The sequence below is a fragment of the Saccharopolyspora rosea genome (assembly GCF_025643595.1).
In the GTDB taxonomy this organism is placed as follows: Bacteria; Actinomycetota; Actinomycetes; order Mycobacteriales; family Pseudonocardiaceae; genus Saccharopolyspora; species Saccharopolyspora rosea.
Map to the genome: position 1 here is coordinate 4,803,500 of NZ_CP102826.1, position 13,260 is coordinate 4,816,759.

Below are 13,260 nucleotides of genomic sequence, written 5' to 3' on the forward strand. Positions count from 1 at the left end.
TTCCGGTGTTTCACGTCGTCTTCTTCCACCCGGAGATCCCCGGCAACACCGGCAACGCGATCCGCATGGCGGCGGGCTCCGGCTGCGCCCTGCACCTGATCGAGCCGCTGGGGTTCGACGTCGACGACGCCAAGCTGCGCCGCGCCGGGCTCGACTACCACGACCGCGCCGCGCTCCACGTGCACCCCGACCTGGAGTCGGCGTGGCGGGCGATCCGGCCGGACCGGGTCATCGCGTTCACCGCCCGCACCGACCTGTCCTACGAGCGGGTCGACTACCGCCCTGGCGACGTGCTGCTGTTCGGCCCGGAGTCGGTGGGCCTGCCCGACGACGTGCTCGACGCGGCGACCCTGCGGGTGCGCATCCCGATGCTGCCCGGCATCCGGTCGCTCAACCTCGCCAACTCGGCGTCCATCGCGGTGTACGAGGCGTGGCGTCAGCAGGACTTCGCCATGCCGTGACGGCGGGTCCACGGCCAGGTGAGCAGCGCCCAGGCCGCCATGCCCACGGCCACCTCGACGGCGAGGTACCAGGGCCACCCGCCGAACAGGTCGAGCAGCGACGGGTTGTCCGGCTTGCGGTTGACGAAGCCGTAATCCGTCCCGGCCCACGTGTTGAACCCGAGCATCAGCAGTCCCCAGCACGCGGTGACCGCGACCGAGACCCGGTAGCCCCACCAGTCCGGCCGCACCCCGATTCCCCAGGTCAGCAGCACCGCCGCCCACACCACGAGCAGGTGCTCGCCCCAGAAGTCGAGGAACTGGGGGCTGGGGAAGTCCGGTGCCCGCAGCGCGGGGGTGATCATCGCCTGCGGCGTCAGCGTCAGGCCCCAGTAGTAGGTCAGCGCGCAGGCCCACCGACGCCTGGTCCACAGCGCGCAGGCCGCGACCACCCACGCCAGGTCGCACAGCTGCAACGGCAGCGAATGCGCGAGGTCCCACTGGCCCGGCAACAGGAACCACACCTGCATCGGCAGCAGGAACGCCACCATCACCGCGGTGAACCCGCGCGCCAGCCGGACCGGGTCGCGGACGCGGCGTCCCACCACGCCGAACCCGATCGCCCCGGCGACGATCAGACCGATCAGCACCAGGTGCGACGGCCCGTACGGCACGAACGCCCGCTCCGCCGGGAGCACACCCCCAGCGTAGGCGCGCGAAAAGGCCCCCCACCCAACGGCGAGGGGCCCTTCGGAAGGTCTGCTCAGGCGGACACCGCGGCCTTGAGCGCTTCCGCGCGGTCGGTGCGCTCCCACGGCAGGTCCACGTCGCTGCGACCGAAGTGGCCGTAGGCCGCCGTCTGCGCGTAGATCGGCCGCAGCAGGTCCAGATCCCGGATGATCGCCGCCGGACGCAGGTCGAACACCTCGTTGATCGCCGCCTGGATCTTCACCGGGTCCACGTTCTCGGTGCCGAACGTCTCCACGAACAGACCCACCGGCGCCGCCTTGCCGATCGCGTAGGCGACCTGCACCTCGATCCGGCTCGCCAACCCCGCGGCCACCGCGTTCTTGGCCACCCACCGCATCGCGTACGCCGCGGAGCGGTCCACCTTCGACGGGTCCTTGCCGGAGAACGCGCCGCCACCGTGGCGGGCCATGCCGCCGTAGGTGTCCACGATGATCTTCCGGCCGGTCAGACCCGCGTCACCCATCGGACCGCCCACCACGAACCGGCCGGTCGGGTTCACCAGCACGCGGACGTCGGAGGTGTCCAGGTCCAGGCCCTCGATCTCCGGCCCGATCACCTTCTCGCGCACGTCGACCGACAGCATCGACTCCAGGTCGATGTCGGCCGCGTGCTGCGTGGACAGCACCACGGTGTCCAGCCGCACCGGCTGGTCGCCCGCGTACTCGATGGTCACCTGGGTCTTGCCGTCCGGCCGCAGGTACGGCAGCACGCCGTCCTTGCGGACCCGGGTCAACCGCCGCGACAGCCGGTGCGCCAGCGCGATCGGCAGCGGCATCAGCTCCGGCGTGTCGTCGCAGGCGTAGCCGAACATCAGGCCCTGGTCACCGGCGCCCTGCTTGGCGATCTCGTCGATCACGCCCTCGACCCGGGACTCGTGCGCGGTGTCCACGCCCTGCGCGATGTCCGGCGACTGCGCGCCGATCGCCACGTTCACGCCGCAGGAGTTGCCGTCGAAGCCCTTGGCCGAGGAGTCGTAGCCGATCTCCAGGATCTTGTCCCGCACGATGGTGGGAATGTCGGCGTAGGCGTCCGTGGTCACCTCACCGGCCACGTGCACCTGGCCGGTGGTCACGAGCGTTTCCACCGCGACCCGCGACCGCGGGTCCTGGGCGAGCAACGCGTCCAAGATCGAGTCGCTGATCGCGTCGCAGATCTTGTCCGGGTGCCCCTCGGTCACCGACTCGCTGGTGAACAACCTGCGACCGGTGCGCAGGTCCGACTCCTGGCTCACGGCTCTCCCTGGTCTCGTGCGAAAAGCTGTGCTCGGCGGGCTCGTCCGGCCCCGGACGAGTCGCCGCACCACCCTACTGACGGCCCAGCCGACGCCCCACAGCATCCCACAGCGTGGACGCCAGCCGGGACTTCGCGCCGTAGGGAATGGGGTTCTCGGTGCCGTCGGCGGCCAGCAGCCACCCGGCGTTGTCGTCGACCTCGAAGGCCCGACCGTCGCCGACGGCGTTGACGACCAACAGGTCGCAGCCCTTGCGGGCCAGCTTGGCGCGACCGTGGTCGAGCACCGTCGTCCGCGGGTCCCCGGTCTCGGCGGCGAACCCGACGATCAGCGACGCGTCGAGCTTGCCCGCCTCCCGGGCCTCGACGAGTTCGGCGAGGATGTCCGGGTTTCGGGTCAACTCCAACGGCTCGGGGTCCCGCTCGCCCTTCTTGATCTTGTGCTCGACGAGCGCGGTCGGCCGGAAGTCGGCGACCGCCGCGGCCATCACCACCGCGTCCGCGCCGTCGGCCTCGGCCAGCATCGCCGACCGCATCTCCTCGGCGGTGCCGACCCGCACCAGCCGCACCCCGGCGGGCGTGACCAGGTCGGCGGTGTGCGCGGCGACCAGCGTCACCTCGGCCCCGCGGTGCGCGGCGACCCGCGCCAGCGCGTACCCCTGCCGCCCCGACGAGCGGTTGCCGAGGTAGCGGACCGGGTCCAGCGGCTCGCGCGTGCCGCCCGCCGAGACGACCACCCGGCGACCCTCCAGGTCGCGGGGCAGGGCGTCGCGGTCGGCCAGCAGCAGCCGCGCGAGGTCGACGATCTCGGCCGGGTCGGGCAGCCGCCCCTTGCCCGTGTCGGGCCCGGTGAGCCGACCGCTGTCCGGCTCGGCGACCACGACGCCCCGGCTGCGCAGCAGCGCCACGTTGTCCCGGGTGGCCGGGTGCTCCCACATCTCGGTGTGCATCGCCGGGACCAGCAGCACCGGGCAGCGGGCGGTCAGCAGCGTCGAGGTGAGCAGGTCGTCGGCCTGCCCGTGCGCGGCGCGGGCCAGCAGGTCGGCGGTCGCCGGGGCGACCACGACCAGGTCAGCCCGCTGCCCGAGCCGCACGTGCGGCACCTGCTCGACGTCGGTGAACACCCCGGTCCGCACCGGCTGCCCGGACAGCGCCTCGAAGGTCGCCGCGCCGACGAACCGCAGCGCGGCCTCCGTCGGCACGACCCGGACCTCGTGGCCGGTCTCGGTCAGCCGGCGCAGCACCTCGCACGCCTTGTAGGCGGCGATGCCGCCGCTGACACCGAGGACCACCCGCGGTGGGTCCTCGGAGCGCCCGGGGGTCACTCGCCTTCGGTGTGTTCGAGCACGCCCGCGTGGATCTCGCGCAGCGCGATCGACAGCGGCTTCTCCCGCGGGCCCGGCTCGACCAGCGGACCCACGTACTCCAGCAGGCCCTCGCCGAGCTGCGCGTAGTAGTCGTTGATCTGCCGGGCGCGCTTGGCCGCGTAGATCACCAGGGCGTACTTCGAGCTGACCTGCTCCAGCAGGTCGTCGATCGGAGGGTGGGTGATGCCCTCCGCGGTGTTCGTCGACGGGCTGCTGTTGAGCGCAGCCAGCGCGCTGGGGGTGGTCACGTGAGTAGCTCCTGCTCCTCGTGGATGTCAGTAGGCCGACCGGCGGGATCGGGCGGACGGGCCGCCGGACACCGGCTCACCGATCGGAACCGAGAATCAATCGTAGCAATTCCCTGGTCGCGACCTGCACGTCGTCGTTGACGACCGCGGCGTCGAACTCCTCGCGCGCCGCGAGCTCCTCCCGTGCGGTCTCCAACCGGCGCCGCACCACCTCGGGGTCCTCGGTGCCGCGGCCGGTCAGCCGCTCCACGAGCACCTCCCACGACGGGGGCAGCAGCATGACCAGCTGCGCCTCGGGCATCGCCCGGCGCACCTGGCGGGCGCCCTGCAGCTCGATCTCCAGCAGCGCCGGCCGCCCGGCGGCCAACGCCTCCTCGACCGGTCGGCGCGGGGTCCCGTAGTAGTTGCCCGCGTACCGGGCGTGTTCGAGCATCTCGCCCGCGGCGATCATCCGCTCGAACTCGGCGGTGGTGACGAAGCGGTAGTGCACCCCGTCCACCTCACCGGGCCGCGGCGGGCGAGTGGTGGCCGACACGCTGAAGTACACCTCGGGCGCCTGCCTGCGCACCTCGCCCAGCACGCTGGACTTGCCGACGCCGGAGGGGCCGGAAACGACGGTGAGCCGAGGCTCGCCCTGACGGACCAGCCTCGGCTCAGCGCCGGTTTTCGCGTCGATCACTCGCCGCTGAACTCGGCGAGCAGCGCCTTGCGCTGCCGCTCACCCAGTCCGCGCAGCCGACGGCTGTTGGCGATCTCCAGCCGCTCCATGATCTGCTGAGCGCGCACCTTGCCAACGCCGGGAAGGGCTTCGAGCAGGGCGGAGACCTTCATCTTGCCCAGGACCTCGTCGTTGTCGGCGGTCTCCAGGACCTCGGCCAGGCTGGTTCCGCCTCGCTTGAGGCGCTCCTTGAGCTCAGCTCGGGCGCGACGGGCGGCAGCCGCCTTTTCCAGAGCTGCTGCCCGCTGCTCCTCGGTCAGCTGGGGAAGGGCCACCATGTCCTCCGTGATGTGGGGTTTCTCTTGATCGGTGCGGCGACGGTACCGACTCCGCCCCGCCGGACTCCAAGTGGGGTCCGGTTTTTGTGAGCCGGATTCACCCGGTTCCGCCGCCGAGGCCCTCCGCAGCCACCCGTACAAGGCGTGCACGAGCGCAGGGGCCGTTGCAAGTACTACCAACAAAGCCGCTGAAGTGCACTAACCTCGGCCAAAACTCTTCGAATGTGTCCGATTTCCGGGCAGTTGAGCCATACCGGAGGTGTCCTCGCAGGTCAAACCGGGGTGAAAAGCCCCTCATCCGCGAGGTGATCAAGGACTCGCGATCATCCGCGCGCGGGACGGCTGTGGCGGACGGGACGGACGGGCTGGACGGGCTCCCCCGCGCGGCGGGGCGAGGGGCCGGAGCGCGGGGCGAACGGTCCGTTCACCCCGGTACCGCGCCCCGGGCCTCACAGCGCCTTGAGCAGGTCCTGGACGCGCGAGGCCATGCGCTCCTTGTCGACCGGCGCGACCGTGGTCCACGGCTCGCCGGTGCGGCGGTTCTCCTCGATGACGTACCAGCCCTTGGCGGTGGCGAAGAAGTTGGTGACCATCCCAGCCCGGGTCCGGTTCCCGAGCCCGTCCATCGCGGCCGCTCCGACCTGGGCGAACGCGATGCGCGGCTCACCGGCCATCTCGACGATCGCCCGCGCGTCGTCGCGCCGCACCCCCTGCCGCACCAGGCCCTCGGCCATCGCCCGGTTCGACGCACCGGCCCCGTGCGCGGCAGCGGCCATCTGCGCGCTGCGCAGCGACACCCCGCGCCCCGGACCGGCCTGCACCTCGGGCAGCACGCTCAGCAGTGCGCGCACCATCGAATCGGCGGGCAGCGCCTGAAGCCGCACGCTCGTGTCGGTCCGGACCGCCATCGTCGCGGCGGTGCGCACGTTGGCGACCAGGCCGCTCAGCGGCTCCTCGTCGCCGTCCGGGGTGCGGTAGCGGTAGGTGATGTCGAAGGCGCGCTCGTAGCGGTGCAGGGGGAGCAACAGCCCGTGGACGTCGTCCTCGCGGTCCCGGTCGCCGAACCCGAGCGCGCGCAGCTCCTCCCAGGCGCGCTCCTCGGCCTCGCGGCGCTCGGACTGCAGCACGCCGTCGGGGAGCACGTTGATCACCAACGGCTTGGCCCCCAGCTGGAAGTGCTTCCACGCCTCGTAGAACGCCTGCTTCGACAGCTCGATCTTCACGAATGCTCCCCAGCCGAACACTGTGGGCGGCATCGACCACGCGATGCCGCCCACAACGGTTTTGAGTTGGAACTTCCTCTGACTGCTGCTGACTACCGCTGTTCCCAGTCGCCGAACACCGGCGGCGCCACCTTCGGCATGTCCTCGTCGAAGAAGCCGTGGTCGCCCTTGAGGTATTCGGGTGTCTCGTGCTCCTGGTCCTCCTCGCCGCGCTTGCCCTGGCCGCGGCCGGCCCCGGCCGCGGCGGTGCTGCCGCTCCGGCCCCCGGCGGCGCTCGACCCGGACCCCGAACCGGAGCCCGCCTGACCACCGGCACCGGCCCGACCACCGGCGCCGGGGCCACCGGTCCGGCCACCGGCCCCGAGACCACCGCGCCCGCCGAGGCCGCCGGCACGTCCGCCCGCGCCCCCGGAGCCGGCACCGCCACCACCGGCGAAGCCACCGAAACCGCCCCCGGTTCCGCCACCTGCGGTACCGCCCTGACCAGGGCCGACCTGGCTCTGGCCGGGCACGGGCAGCGTCCCGGGCCGCTCGTACCAGGCGGAGCCGGTGCCTGCACCACCGCTGCCGCCGGAACCGATCCCGCCGAGGCCGCCACCGGCCCCACCCCCGGAGCCGCTGCCGACGCCGTGACCGCTCCCGATCCCGGAGCCGGAACCGCCCCCGGCCGAGAACCCGGCGCTGTGCGTCCCGGACGGCGTCGCCGAACCGCCGTGGCCGAAGGACGGGTTCTGCTGGCCGACGGACGGGACGTGTCCGCCCTGAACGGAGGTTTCGACCCCGCCGCCCGGGGGCGGCGTGAACACCGCGCTGGCGGCGACGGCGCCCTGCGAGGAGTTGTCGTAGGCCTGGAAGGCCGCCACGGCCTCCTGGCGCAGCTTCTCGTTGTGCGCCTTGGCGTCCTCGGCGTCGGTCGTCCCGGTCCAGAACTTGTCCCAGTGCTCGTGGAGCCAGCCCTGGTCCGGGACCTCCTGCTCCTCGCCCTTGGCCGGGATCGAGGTCTTGACCTTGTTGAACGCCTCGCCCTGCTCGCTCATCAGCTGGGACTGGGCCTTCGCGTTGTCCGCGGTCACCTCGGTCCACAGCACGATCGGCGCGACGGCGCCCTGCATGGCTTCACCGGACTTGGACTGCATGTAGGCGCCGGCCTCGTTGAGCTTGCCGCGCACCCGGTCGGCCAGGTCCCGCAGGTACTTGTCCTCGCCCTCCCAGCCGGTCTTCTTCTGGAACAAGCCGTCGGCCGAGCCGCCCTCGACCCACCCACGCATCTGCGCCAACGACGCACCCTCGAAGTCCGAGGGCTCAAGCTGTCTCGGATCGGTCATCCCTCGTCCCCCTCATGCGTTGGGAAGGTTCTGGATCGCCGCCTGGGCGAACTTCTTCGAAAGCTCACAAGGGTTTGGATCGCCATGTGGCACCAGGGTGTTGATGTACAGCGACCCTTGGTCCGAGACGTCCAGTGACAGCAAGCAGTTCGTCTTGTTCGTCCCCACCTGCGCGGCGGGGTAACCGCCCACGTCCAGCATTTGGGCGCTCGACCGTCGAGCGTCGGCGAACTTCTGCATCGTTTGGCTCTTGTCAGCCGAAATGAAGACCATGAAGCCACCGCCGGAAGCGCCTTGGAGGTAGTCACAACCCGGCTTGCCGTTCGAGTCACCGGGCTCTGGGGGCTGGTCAGCGCCGAGCGACTTGGCTTGATCCTGCGAGACCACTGAACACGGATCAGCGACGTCCAGCGACTTCGTTGGCGCCGCGCGGTGGGGCTGGGGCTTCGCAGCAGGCGTCGCGTTGTCAGATTCAGGTGGAGCGTCGCCGCTCCCCTGGCCACTACATCCAGCCAGCACAGCACTGGCCAGAATCGCCCCAACAGCAAGTGCTTTACGCACGATTCACTCCCCGAAAACCTTCGACGGCATTCTGCTCGTCGGTCCTGGTCTGCGTGGCATGTGCCCGGAGGTTCGCAGCGACCTCGTCGAATCGGTCCGCGAGTTTGAGGTAGTTGTCCAGGTAGGCGGAGTCGTCGCCAGCAGCGACTTCCCCGTACTTGGCTGCGACCTGTGTACTGACGGGGTCTGTTCCAGGCGGGTCTATGGACGCGAGGTCATTCACGTCTCGCTGGCGCTTCCTCAGCCCCTTCGCCTCGTCCTCGAAGAACCTCGCCAAACCGTCGACCTTGTCCGGGTCGACAAGCATGGTGGCACCGGCATCCAGCGCCTTCGCCAGGTCCGCCTTCGCGGATGCCCGCTGCAGCGTCTCGGCCATCCCAGCTGCACCGGCTGCCCCGATCACCGGGGCGGCCGCGAACGGCAGGCCGCTCTGGCCGATTGCGGTCTGCGCCGCTGCCTGCTGGTAGAAGTGCTGGTCGGTCGCATCCATCGGGATCTGGCTGTCGTCCCCCTCGGCACCCACCGCTGAACTCCCCTCGTCCAGTAGCCGCCGCGGCGCGGCGGCTGATCACTTGCCAGCGTGGCAAACGTTAGCGCACGCGCGCGGAGGCATGGACCGAAGTCGACAAAGCAGTCACTGCGGCATCCGGGTGAAACTGGATCCCGGGCCGCCGGGGGTGACGAGGGCCCGGGCTACACGTCGAAGCGGCCCGCTTTGAGGTCGCGGATGAAGGCGGTCCAGGTCTCGGCCGCGAACAGGACCGATCCACCGTCGGGATCCTTGGAGTCGCGGGCGGCAACGGCATGACCGGCGAAGGCCACCTCCACGCAGTTGCCGTAGTTCGTACTGCGACTGCTCTTGCGCCACAGAACGGTCGAGAGGTTGACGGTCGCCACTGGAAGCTCCTCACGGTCCTTCATGTCAACTCATCAGCGGTGCGTTCGATGAGCTCGACCGAATCTTGTGGCGACAGCGCGACATCGCACAACCGCCGAAGGGATTCCTTGGCTCCCGCCACGTGCTCAACTTCTTCCAGAAACGCACTGCTCCACCGGTTTTCCAGGAAGACCAGGTCGGCGTGGTGCTCGAACTCCAGGAGCACGAACGGACCTTCCACGCCGGGATGGACGCCTGCCGCCAGTGGGAGCACCCGGAGGGTCACGTTCTCCCGACTGGTCGCACTGATCAGGTGCCTGAGCTGGCGGTACATCAGACCTGCGCTGCCGACCGGACGCGACAGGATGCTCTGCTCGACCAGAAACTCGAAGTGCGGAGCTTTGGCAGAGTCGAAGATCATCTGCCGCGACATGCGGGCAGTGACGAGCGTCTCGATGTCTCTGGGCGTGAGATCGGGGTCGGTTCCTTCCGCAAGCGCCGCAGCGTACTCCGACGTTTGCAGCAGTCCGGGGACCACCATCGTCTCGTAGTTGTGGATCGCCACCGCTTCTTTCTCGAAGCGGATCAGGTCCTCCCACATGGCAGGCAAGCGGCCGTCCTGGACTTGCCACCAGTTGCGGTTCGCGCCGTTGCGGACGAGCGCGAGGAGTTCCTCGCGGCGTTCGGCCGGGACGCGGTACAGGCCCAGCAGTGCCGCCACGTCGTCCGGGTACAGGCCGCGCTGGCCGGTTTCCATCCGGCTGAGCTTGCTCATGGACATCCCCAGCGAGCGCGCGACCTCCTCCGCGGCCAGGCCGCTGCGGAGGCGTAGTTCGCGCAGTTCGCTGGAGACGCGCCTGACCCGGACCGGAACTCCCGTTCGTCCGCCCATCTGCACTCCCGGTTTCGGAATCGATGCGACCTTCGCCGATCACCATCGCGGGTTGCCGACGGGGCAAGTAAGTCCGGTCACCCGAAAGGAATGTTGCTTGCCCCGGAAAGAAGTCCCGAAGGTCTCGGTGCAGGCAACAGAGAACGCGAAAACGATTGGGAGGCAACGATGTGCGCGAGTTGGCGCATCGGGCGCGACGACGCTCGTGACGAGGTGACCGTGACCATGCTGCTGCGCGACGAGATCGCGATTTCCCAGGATGGCGCGGAAATCGTCGTCAGCAGCGGGCAGTTGTCCGAACTCGCCGACAAGCTCTATTTCCTGGACCAGGCGTTCCGGGCCGACGCGCGCGACGTGGTGGAGGCGCTGTGCTCACCGGCGAAGTGAAAGGTGCCCGGCCAACTCGGAGTCCGAACGGGAAGCGATGGCCGTTGGTCGTCGCGGCGGTCGTCGCGTTGTCGGTGATCGCAGTGGCGGCCCGGATCGGCTACCTCGTCGTGGAGGATGCCAACCAGCCGCAGGCCCGACCCGCTCCGGAGGCGGGAACGCCCACGCGCACCACCGAGCCGCCTCCGCCCAGGCCCGGTGCTCCGGTGCCCTGCGACCCGGCACGTCCGGTCTTCGGGGAGTGCTTTCCCCCGGACTACGACCCCGACGCCGTGCTGGACCGCGTCGCCGCGCAGGGCTGGCACTGCCTGCGCAAGGGCGAGATGGACGAAGTCGGCAGCCCCGTGTTCGAGCCCCGGAAGTGCGAGGTCGAGGACAACGTCGGACAGCCCTACACCATCCGGGCTTCGATCAGTTACCAAACCCACGACTTCAAGCCGTCCGGCAAGCTCCGCTCATTCGAGCTGTACGCGACGACTTCGGCCGTGGCACACCGGGGTGAGCACACCTCCCGCGAAGACGCGATCAAGGCAGTGATCACGGCCTACCGGATCACGGGCGAGCACATCTGGCAGGGCCATCCCGAACAGGCCCGGGAAGCGGCTGCGGTGTTCGAGGAGATCACACCGCGCTGCTACTCCCCGCAGGCCGGAACGCTCAACGGCGCGAGCGTGCGCACGGCGTCCGGTTTCGAGATCACCTGCAGCGGTTCGGCGGGCGTGGCGTCGGGAGACGTTGTGACCTACGGCCAGTCGTTGCAGATCAAGCCCGCCTGAGCGCCTGTCGTTGAACTCGTTTTGCGTGGCGGTGCCGGGAGCGGAACCTCAGCGGCCGTCTCGGCTGTGGGCGCCCCTCCTGATGTATGTCCAGTTCCGCCGACTCAGTCGTGATTCCCCTTGCCGTGCTGGTGGCCGCCGCCGTTGTCGCCCTGGCCGCCGTCGTTGCGGTGGTTGCCGCTGTTGCCCGGGCCCCGGTACTGGTCCCACTCGTCGCCCCACGGGAAGCCGTCCGGGGCCGGTTCGGTGGGTGCGGGGGTCGGAACGGTGATCGTGACCGGTGCGGGCGGGGGCGGCGGGGTGATGGTGCGCACGTCGTCGGCGACCCGGTCGGCGGCGGCCAGCACCGTTCGCGCGGTGGCCTCGTCCATCTTGCCCTGGGACTGCGCGGCGGCGACCGAGCGGGTGAGGTCGGCCAGGGCCGACTCGGCGGCGCCGCGGTCCTGGCGCTGCGCGGCCGCCCGGACGGCGGCGACCTTGCCGATCAGTTGGCCGCGGACCTGCGGGTCCACCGCGGACGCGGGGTCACCGCCGCACGCGGCGAGCACGCAGGCCAGCAGCGGGAGCAGCAGCAGACGCCTCATCCGCGCACCAGCCTCTCCAGATTGGTCAGGTCGTCCGGCAGCCGGGCCACGCCCGGCGGGCCGGACACCGGCGGGAGCGCCGGACCGGTGGCCGGCTGCGGCAGCGACAGGTACACGGCCAGCACGACCAGCAGCAACGCCGCGCAGCCCGCGGCGACCGCCCACGGCCACCGGCGGCGCGCCGGGGCGGCCGGGACGGGTTGGACCCTGGTCGGCTCCGGGGTCGCGGGCTGCGTCGCGGGCACGACCGGGATCGTCTCGGTGGCCTCGCCGCCGAGCAGGTCGGCGCACCGCCGCGCGGTCGGGCGCTCCTCCGGGTCGTCGGCGGTCATCTCCCGCAGCGTCCGGTTCAGCGGTTCGGGCAGTTCGGGAGGGATGTGCGGGGATCGGGCCAGCCGGGCCACCGCCGCCTCCGCCCCGGAACCGGGGTACTCGACCTGGCCGGTGGCGCACTCCAGCAGCACCAGGCCCAGCGCGTAGACGTCGGCCGGATAGCTGACCCCGACGCCCCGCACCTGCTCCGGCGCCATGTACCCGGCGGTGCCGACGACGACTCCCGAGCTGGTCATCCGGCCGACCGCGTCGCTGAGCCGGGAGATCCCGAAGTCGGTGAGGTAGACCCGCCCCTCGTGGGAGACGAGCACGTTCGACGGTTTGACGTCGCGGTGCACGATGCCGCTGCCGTGCACGTAGGCCAGCACGTCCGCGAGTTGGCGGCCGAGTTCGGCGACCCGGCCGGGCGGCAGCGGGCCCGCGGCGCTCACGTCGGCCAGCGTCCGCCCCTCCACCAACTCCATGACCAGGTACAACTCGCCCCGCACCGCGTCGGCGTCGTGCACCGCGACCAGGCCGGGGTGGTTGAGGCCGCCGAGGATGCGGGCTTCCTCGGCGAACCGCCGGCGCCCGTCGTCGTCGGTGCCCGAGCGGAACAGCTTGACCGCCACCTCGCGGTCCAGCCGGGTGTCCACGGCCCGGTACACGTCGGCCATACCGCCGCCGCCGAGGCGGGCGCCGAGGCGGTAGCGCCCGCCCAGCAGGGACTCGTCGTCCATCAGCCCTCCCACCGTCCGCCGTCGGAACCCCCGCGACCCTAACCGACCCGGTCCGGCGCACCGGCGGGCGCGCGAGCTGCGGCACACCGGGAAGCGTGCGCTCGTTCGCACAGCGACGTGATCGGCACGGTCCGTCACCGCATTCCGCCGAACTCCGGAAGGGACGTTCCCGCCGAACCGGGTTAGCCAGAATTGAGGAGACATCGGCGGACATCCGCGCGCATTCTCCGCGTCGAATCCCGAAAATCCCTGCGGAGAAGGGAGTTTGGCGCACCCGGAAGCCGGATAGCCCAGGTTTGGGTCCGTTGGACCGCGTGGTTCTCCCGCCACGCGACTGGGGGTTCAGGACCCATCGCAGCCGAACGACGTTTCTAGGAGCGATCATGGGCGCATTCGTCGGGATCAAGCCCGCATGGGGCGGTCGGTGCCGTCGCCGTTCCAGCCGATGCCGGAGCTGGCGCCGGTGCTGTCACCGCTGGACGTGGACCTGCTGGCGTTGATGGGAGGGGCCGGCGGCGGCCCTGCCGGGTCGCCGCCGGTCTTCTGACGACA

Annotated in this window: 18 protein-coding genes; 4 read left to right on the forward strand and 14 right to left on the reverse strand. The window is 70.8% G+C overall.

The annotated features are described in order from the left end of the window. Positions 1-5: 5 nt before the first annotated feature. On the forward strand, positions 6-461 hold the full coding sequence (locus NV263_RS22250; protein WP_263248556.1) for a tRNA (cytidine(34)-2'-O)-methyltransferase: 456 nt from the start codon (positions 6-8) through the stop codon (positions 459-461). On the opposite strand, the gene NV263_RS22255 is transcribed toward NV263_RS22250, so the two are convergent. The 12 genes from NV263_RS22255 to NV263_RS22310 all read right to left on the reverse strand — a co-directional run bounded on the left by NV263_RS22255 (position 437) and on the right by NV263_RS22310 (position 9,909). Beyond that, a complete protein-coding gene (locus NV263_RS22255) occupies positions 437-1,138 on the reverse strand; it encodes a YwaF family protein (protein ID WP_263248557.1) in 702 nt (233 codons plus the stop codon). The genes NV263_RS22250 and NV263_RS22255 overlap by 25 nt on opposite strands. Positions 1,139-1,203: 65 nt before the next feature. Continuing rightward, complete coding sequence (metK, locus tag NV263_RS22260) at positions 1,204-2,385, reverse strand: methionine adenosyltransferase (RefSeq protein WP_263254307.1); 1,182 nt, start codon at positions 2,383-2,385, stop codon at positions 1,204-1,206. 109 nt (positions 2,386-2,494) lie between these two features. Continuing rightward, a complete protein-coding gene (gene coaBC / locus NV263_RS22265; protein WP_263248558.1) occupies positions 2,495-3,745 on the reverse strand; it encodes a bifunctional phosphopantothenoylcysteine decarboxylase/phosphopantothenate--cysteine ligase CoaBC in 1,251 nt (416 codons plus the stop codon). After that, positions 3,742-4,035, reverse strand: coding sequence for a DNA-directed RNA polymerase subunit omega (gene rpoZ / locus NV263_RS22270; protein WP_263248559.1), 294 nt, complete (start codon positions 4,033-4,035; stop codon positions 3,742-3,744). Before rpoZ ends, coaBC begins: the two co-directional genes overlap by 4 nt. A gap of 76 nt (positions 4,036-4,111) precedes the next feature. Beyond that, entirely contained in the window at positions 4,112-4,714 is a 603-nt protein-coding gene (gene gmk, locus NV263_RS22275; RefSeq protein WP_263248560.1) for a guanylate kinase, read from the reverse strand. After that, positions 4,711-5,028, reverse strand: a complete 318-nt coding sequence (mihF, locus tag NV263_RS22280) for an integration host factor, actinobacterial type (protein ID WP_263254309.1) — start codon at positions 5,026-5,028, stop codon at positions 4,711-4,713. Before mihF ends, gmk begins: the two co-directional genes overlap by 4 nt. Before the next feature lie 452 nt (positions 5,029-5,480). Next, positions 5,481-6,254: an ESX secretion-associated protein EspG gene (locus NV263_RS22285; RefSeq protein ID WP_263248561.1), complete on the reverse strand. Its 774-nt coding sequence runs from the start codon at positions 6,252-6,254 to the stop codon at positions 5,481-5,483. A gap of 92 nt (positions 6,255-6,346) precedes the next feature. Next, positions 6,347-7,579 (reverse strand): hypothetical protein, encoded by a 1,233-nt coding sequence (locus tag NV263_RS22290; protein ID WP_263248562.1) that lies wholly within the window; start codon positions 7,577-7,579, stop codon positions 6,347-6,349. A 12-nt stretch (positions 7,580-7,591) separates the two neighbouring features. Beyond that, positions 7,592-8,140, reverse strand: coding sequence for a DUF3558 domain-containing protein (locus tag NV263_RS22295; protein ID WP_263248563.1), 549 nt, complete (start codon positions 8,138-8,140; stop codon positions 7,592-7,594). Then, positions 8,133-8,663, reverse strand: coding sequence for a hypothetical protein (locus tag NV263_RS22300; protein WP_263248564.1), 531 nt, complete (start codon positions 8,661-8,663; stop codon positions 8,133-8,135). Before NV263_RS22300 ends, NV263_RS22295 begins: the two co-directional genes overlap by 8 nt. 170 nt (positions 8,664-8,833) lie before the next feature. Beyond that, positions 8,834-9,037, reverse strand: coding sequence for a DUF397 domain-containing protein (locus tag NV263_RS22305; RefSeq protein ID WP_263248565.1), 204 nt, complete (start codon positions 9,035-9,037; stop codon positions 8,834-8,836). A 20-nt stretch (positions 9,038-9,057) separates the two neighbouring features. After that, positions 9,058-9,909 (reverse strand): helix-turn-helix domain-containing protein, encoded by an 852-nt coding sequence (locus NV263_RS22310; RefSeq protein WP_263248566.1) that lies wholly within the window; start codon positions 9,907-9,909, stop codon positions 9,058-9,060. A gap of 219 nt (positions 9,910-10,128) precedes the next feature. Here NV263_RS22310 and NV263_RS22315 point away from each other — a divergent pair, with 219 nt between their 5' ends. Continuing rightward, positions 10,129-10,296 carry a hypothetical protein gene (locus tag NV263_RS22315; RefSeq protein ID WP_263248567.1) on the forward strand — a complete coding sequence of 56 codons (168 nt, stop codon included), beginning with the start codon at positions 10,129-10,131 and terminating at the stop codon, positions 10,294-10,296. Positions 10,297-10,340: 44 nt separating this feature from the next. Next, on the forward strand, positions 10,341-11,072 hold the full coding sequence (locus NV263_RS22320) for a hypothetical protein (RefSeq protein ID WP_263248568.1): 732 nt from the start codon (positions 10,341-10,343) through the stop codon (positions 11,070-11,072). A 104-nt stretch (positions 11,073-11,176) separates the two neighbouring features. Here NV263_RS22320 and NV263_RS22325 read toward each other — a convergent pair whose 3' ends face one another. Together NV263_RS22325 and NV263_RS22330 are read right to left on the reverse strand one after the other, a co-directional pair. Further along, positions 11,177-11,656 (reverse strand): hypothetical protein, encoded by a 480-nt coding sequence (locus tag NV263_RS22325; RefSeq protein WP_263248569.1) that lies wholly within the window; start codon positions 11,654-11,656, stop codon positions 11,177-11,179. Further along, positions 11,653-12,708 carry a serine/threonine-protein kinase gene (locus NV263_RS22330; protein WP_263248570.1) on the reverse strand — a complete coding sequence of 352 codons (1,056 nt, stop codon included), beginning with the start codon at positions 12,706-12,708 and terminating at the stop codon, positions 11,653-11,655. The genes NV263_RS22325 and NV263_RS22330 overlap by 4 nt, the downstream gene beginning before the upstream one ends. Positions 12,709-13,120: 412 nt before the next feature. On the opposite strand from NV263_RS22330, the gene NV263_RS22335 reads away from it, so the two are divergent. Continuing rightward, positions 13,121-13,255: a hypothetical protein gene (locus NV263_RS22335; RefSeq protein ID WP_263248571.1), complete on the forward strand. Its 135-nt coding sequence runs from the start codon at positions 13,121-13,123 to the stop codon at positions 13,253-13,255. The last annotated feature ends 5 nt before the right edge of the window (positions 13,256-13,260 follow it).

Coding starts and splice junctions, on each gene's coding strand:
- NV263_RS22325 (WP_263248569.1), bottom strand. CDS start 11,656: ATGAGGCGTCTGCTGCTGCTCCCGCTGCTGGCCTGCGTGCTCGCCGCG.
- NV263_RS22290 (WP_263248562.1), bottom strand. CDS start 7,579: ATGACCGATCCGAGACAGCTTGAGCCCTCGGACTTCGAGGGTGCGTCG.
- NV263_RS22335 (WP_263248571.1), top strand. CDS start 13,121: ATGGGGCGGTCGGTGCCGTCGCCGTTCCAGCCGATGCCGGAGCTGGCG.
- NV263_RS22310 (WP_263248566.1), bottom strand. CDS start 9,909: ATGGGCGGACGAACGGGAGTTCCGGTCCGGGTCAGGCGCGTCTCCAGC.
- NV263_RS22330 (WP_263248570.1), bottom strand. CDS start 12,708: ATGGACGACGAGTCCCTGCTGGGCGGGCGCTACCGCCTCGGCGCCCGC.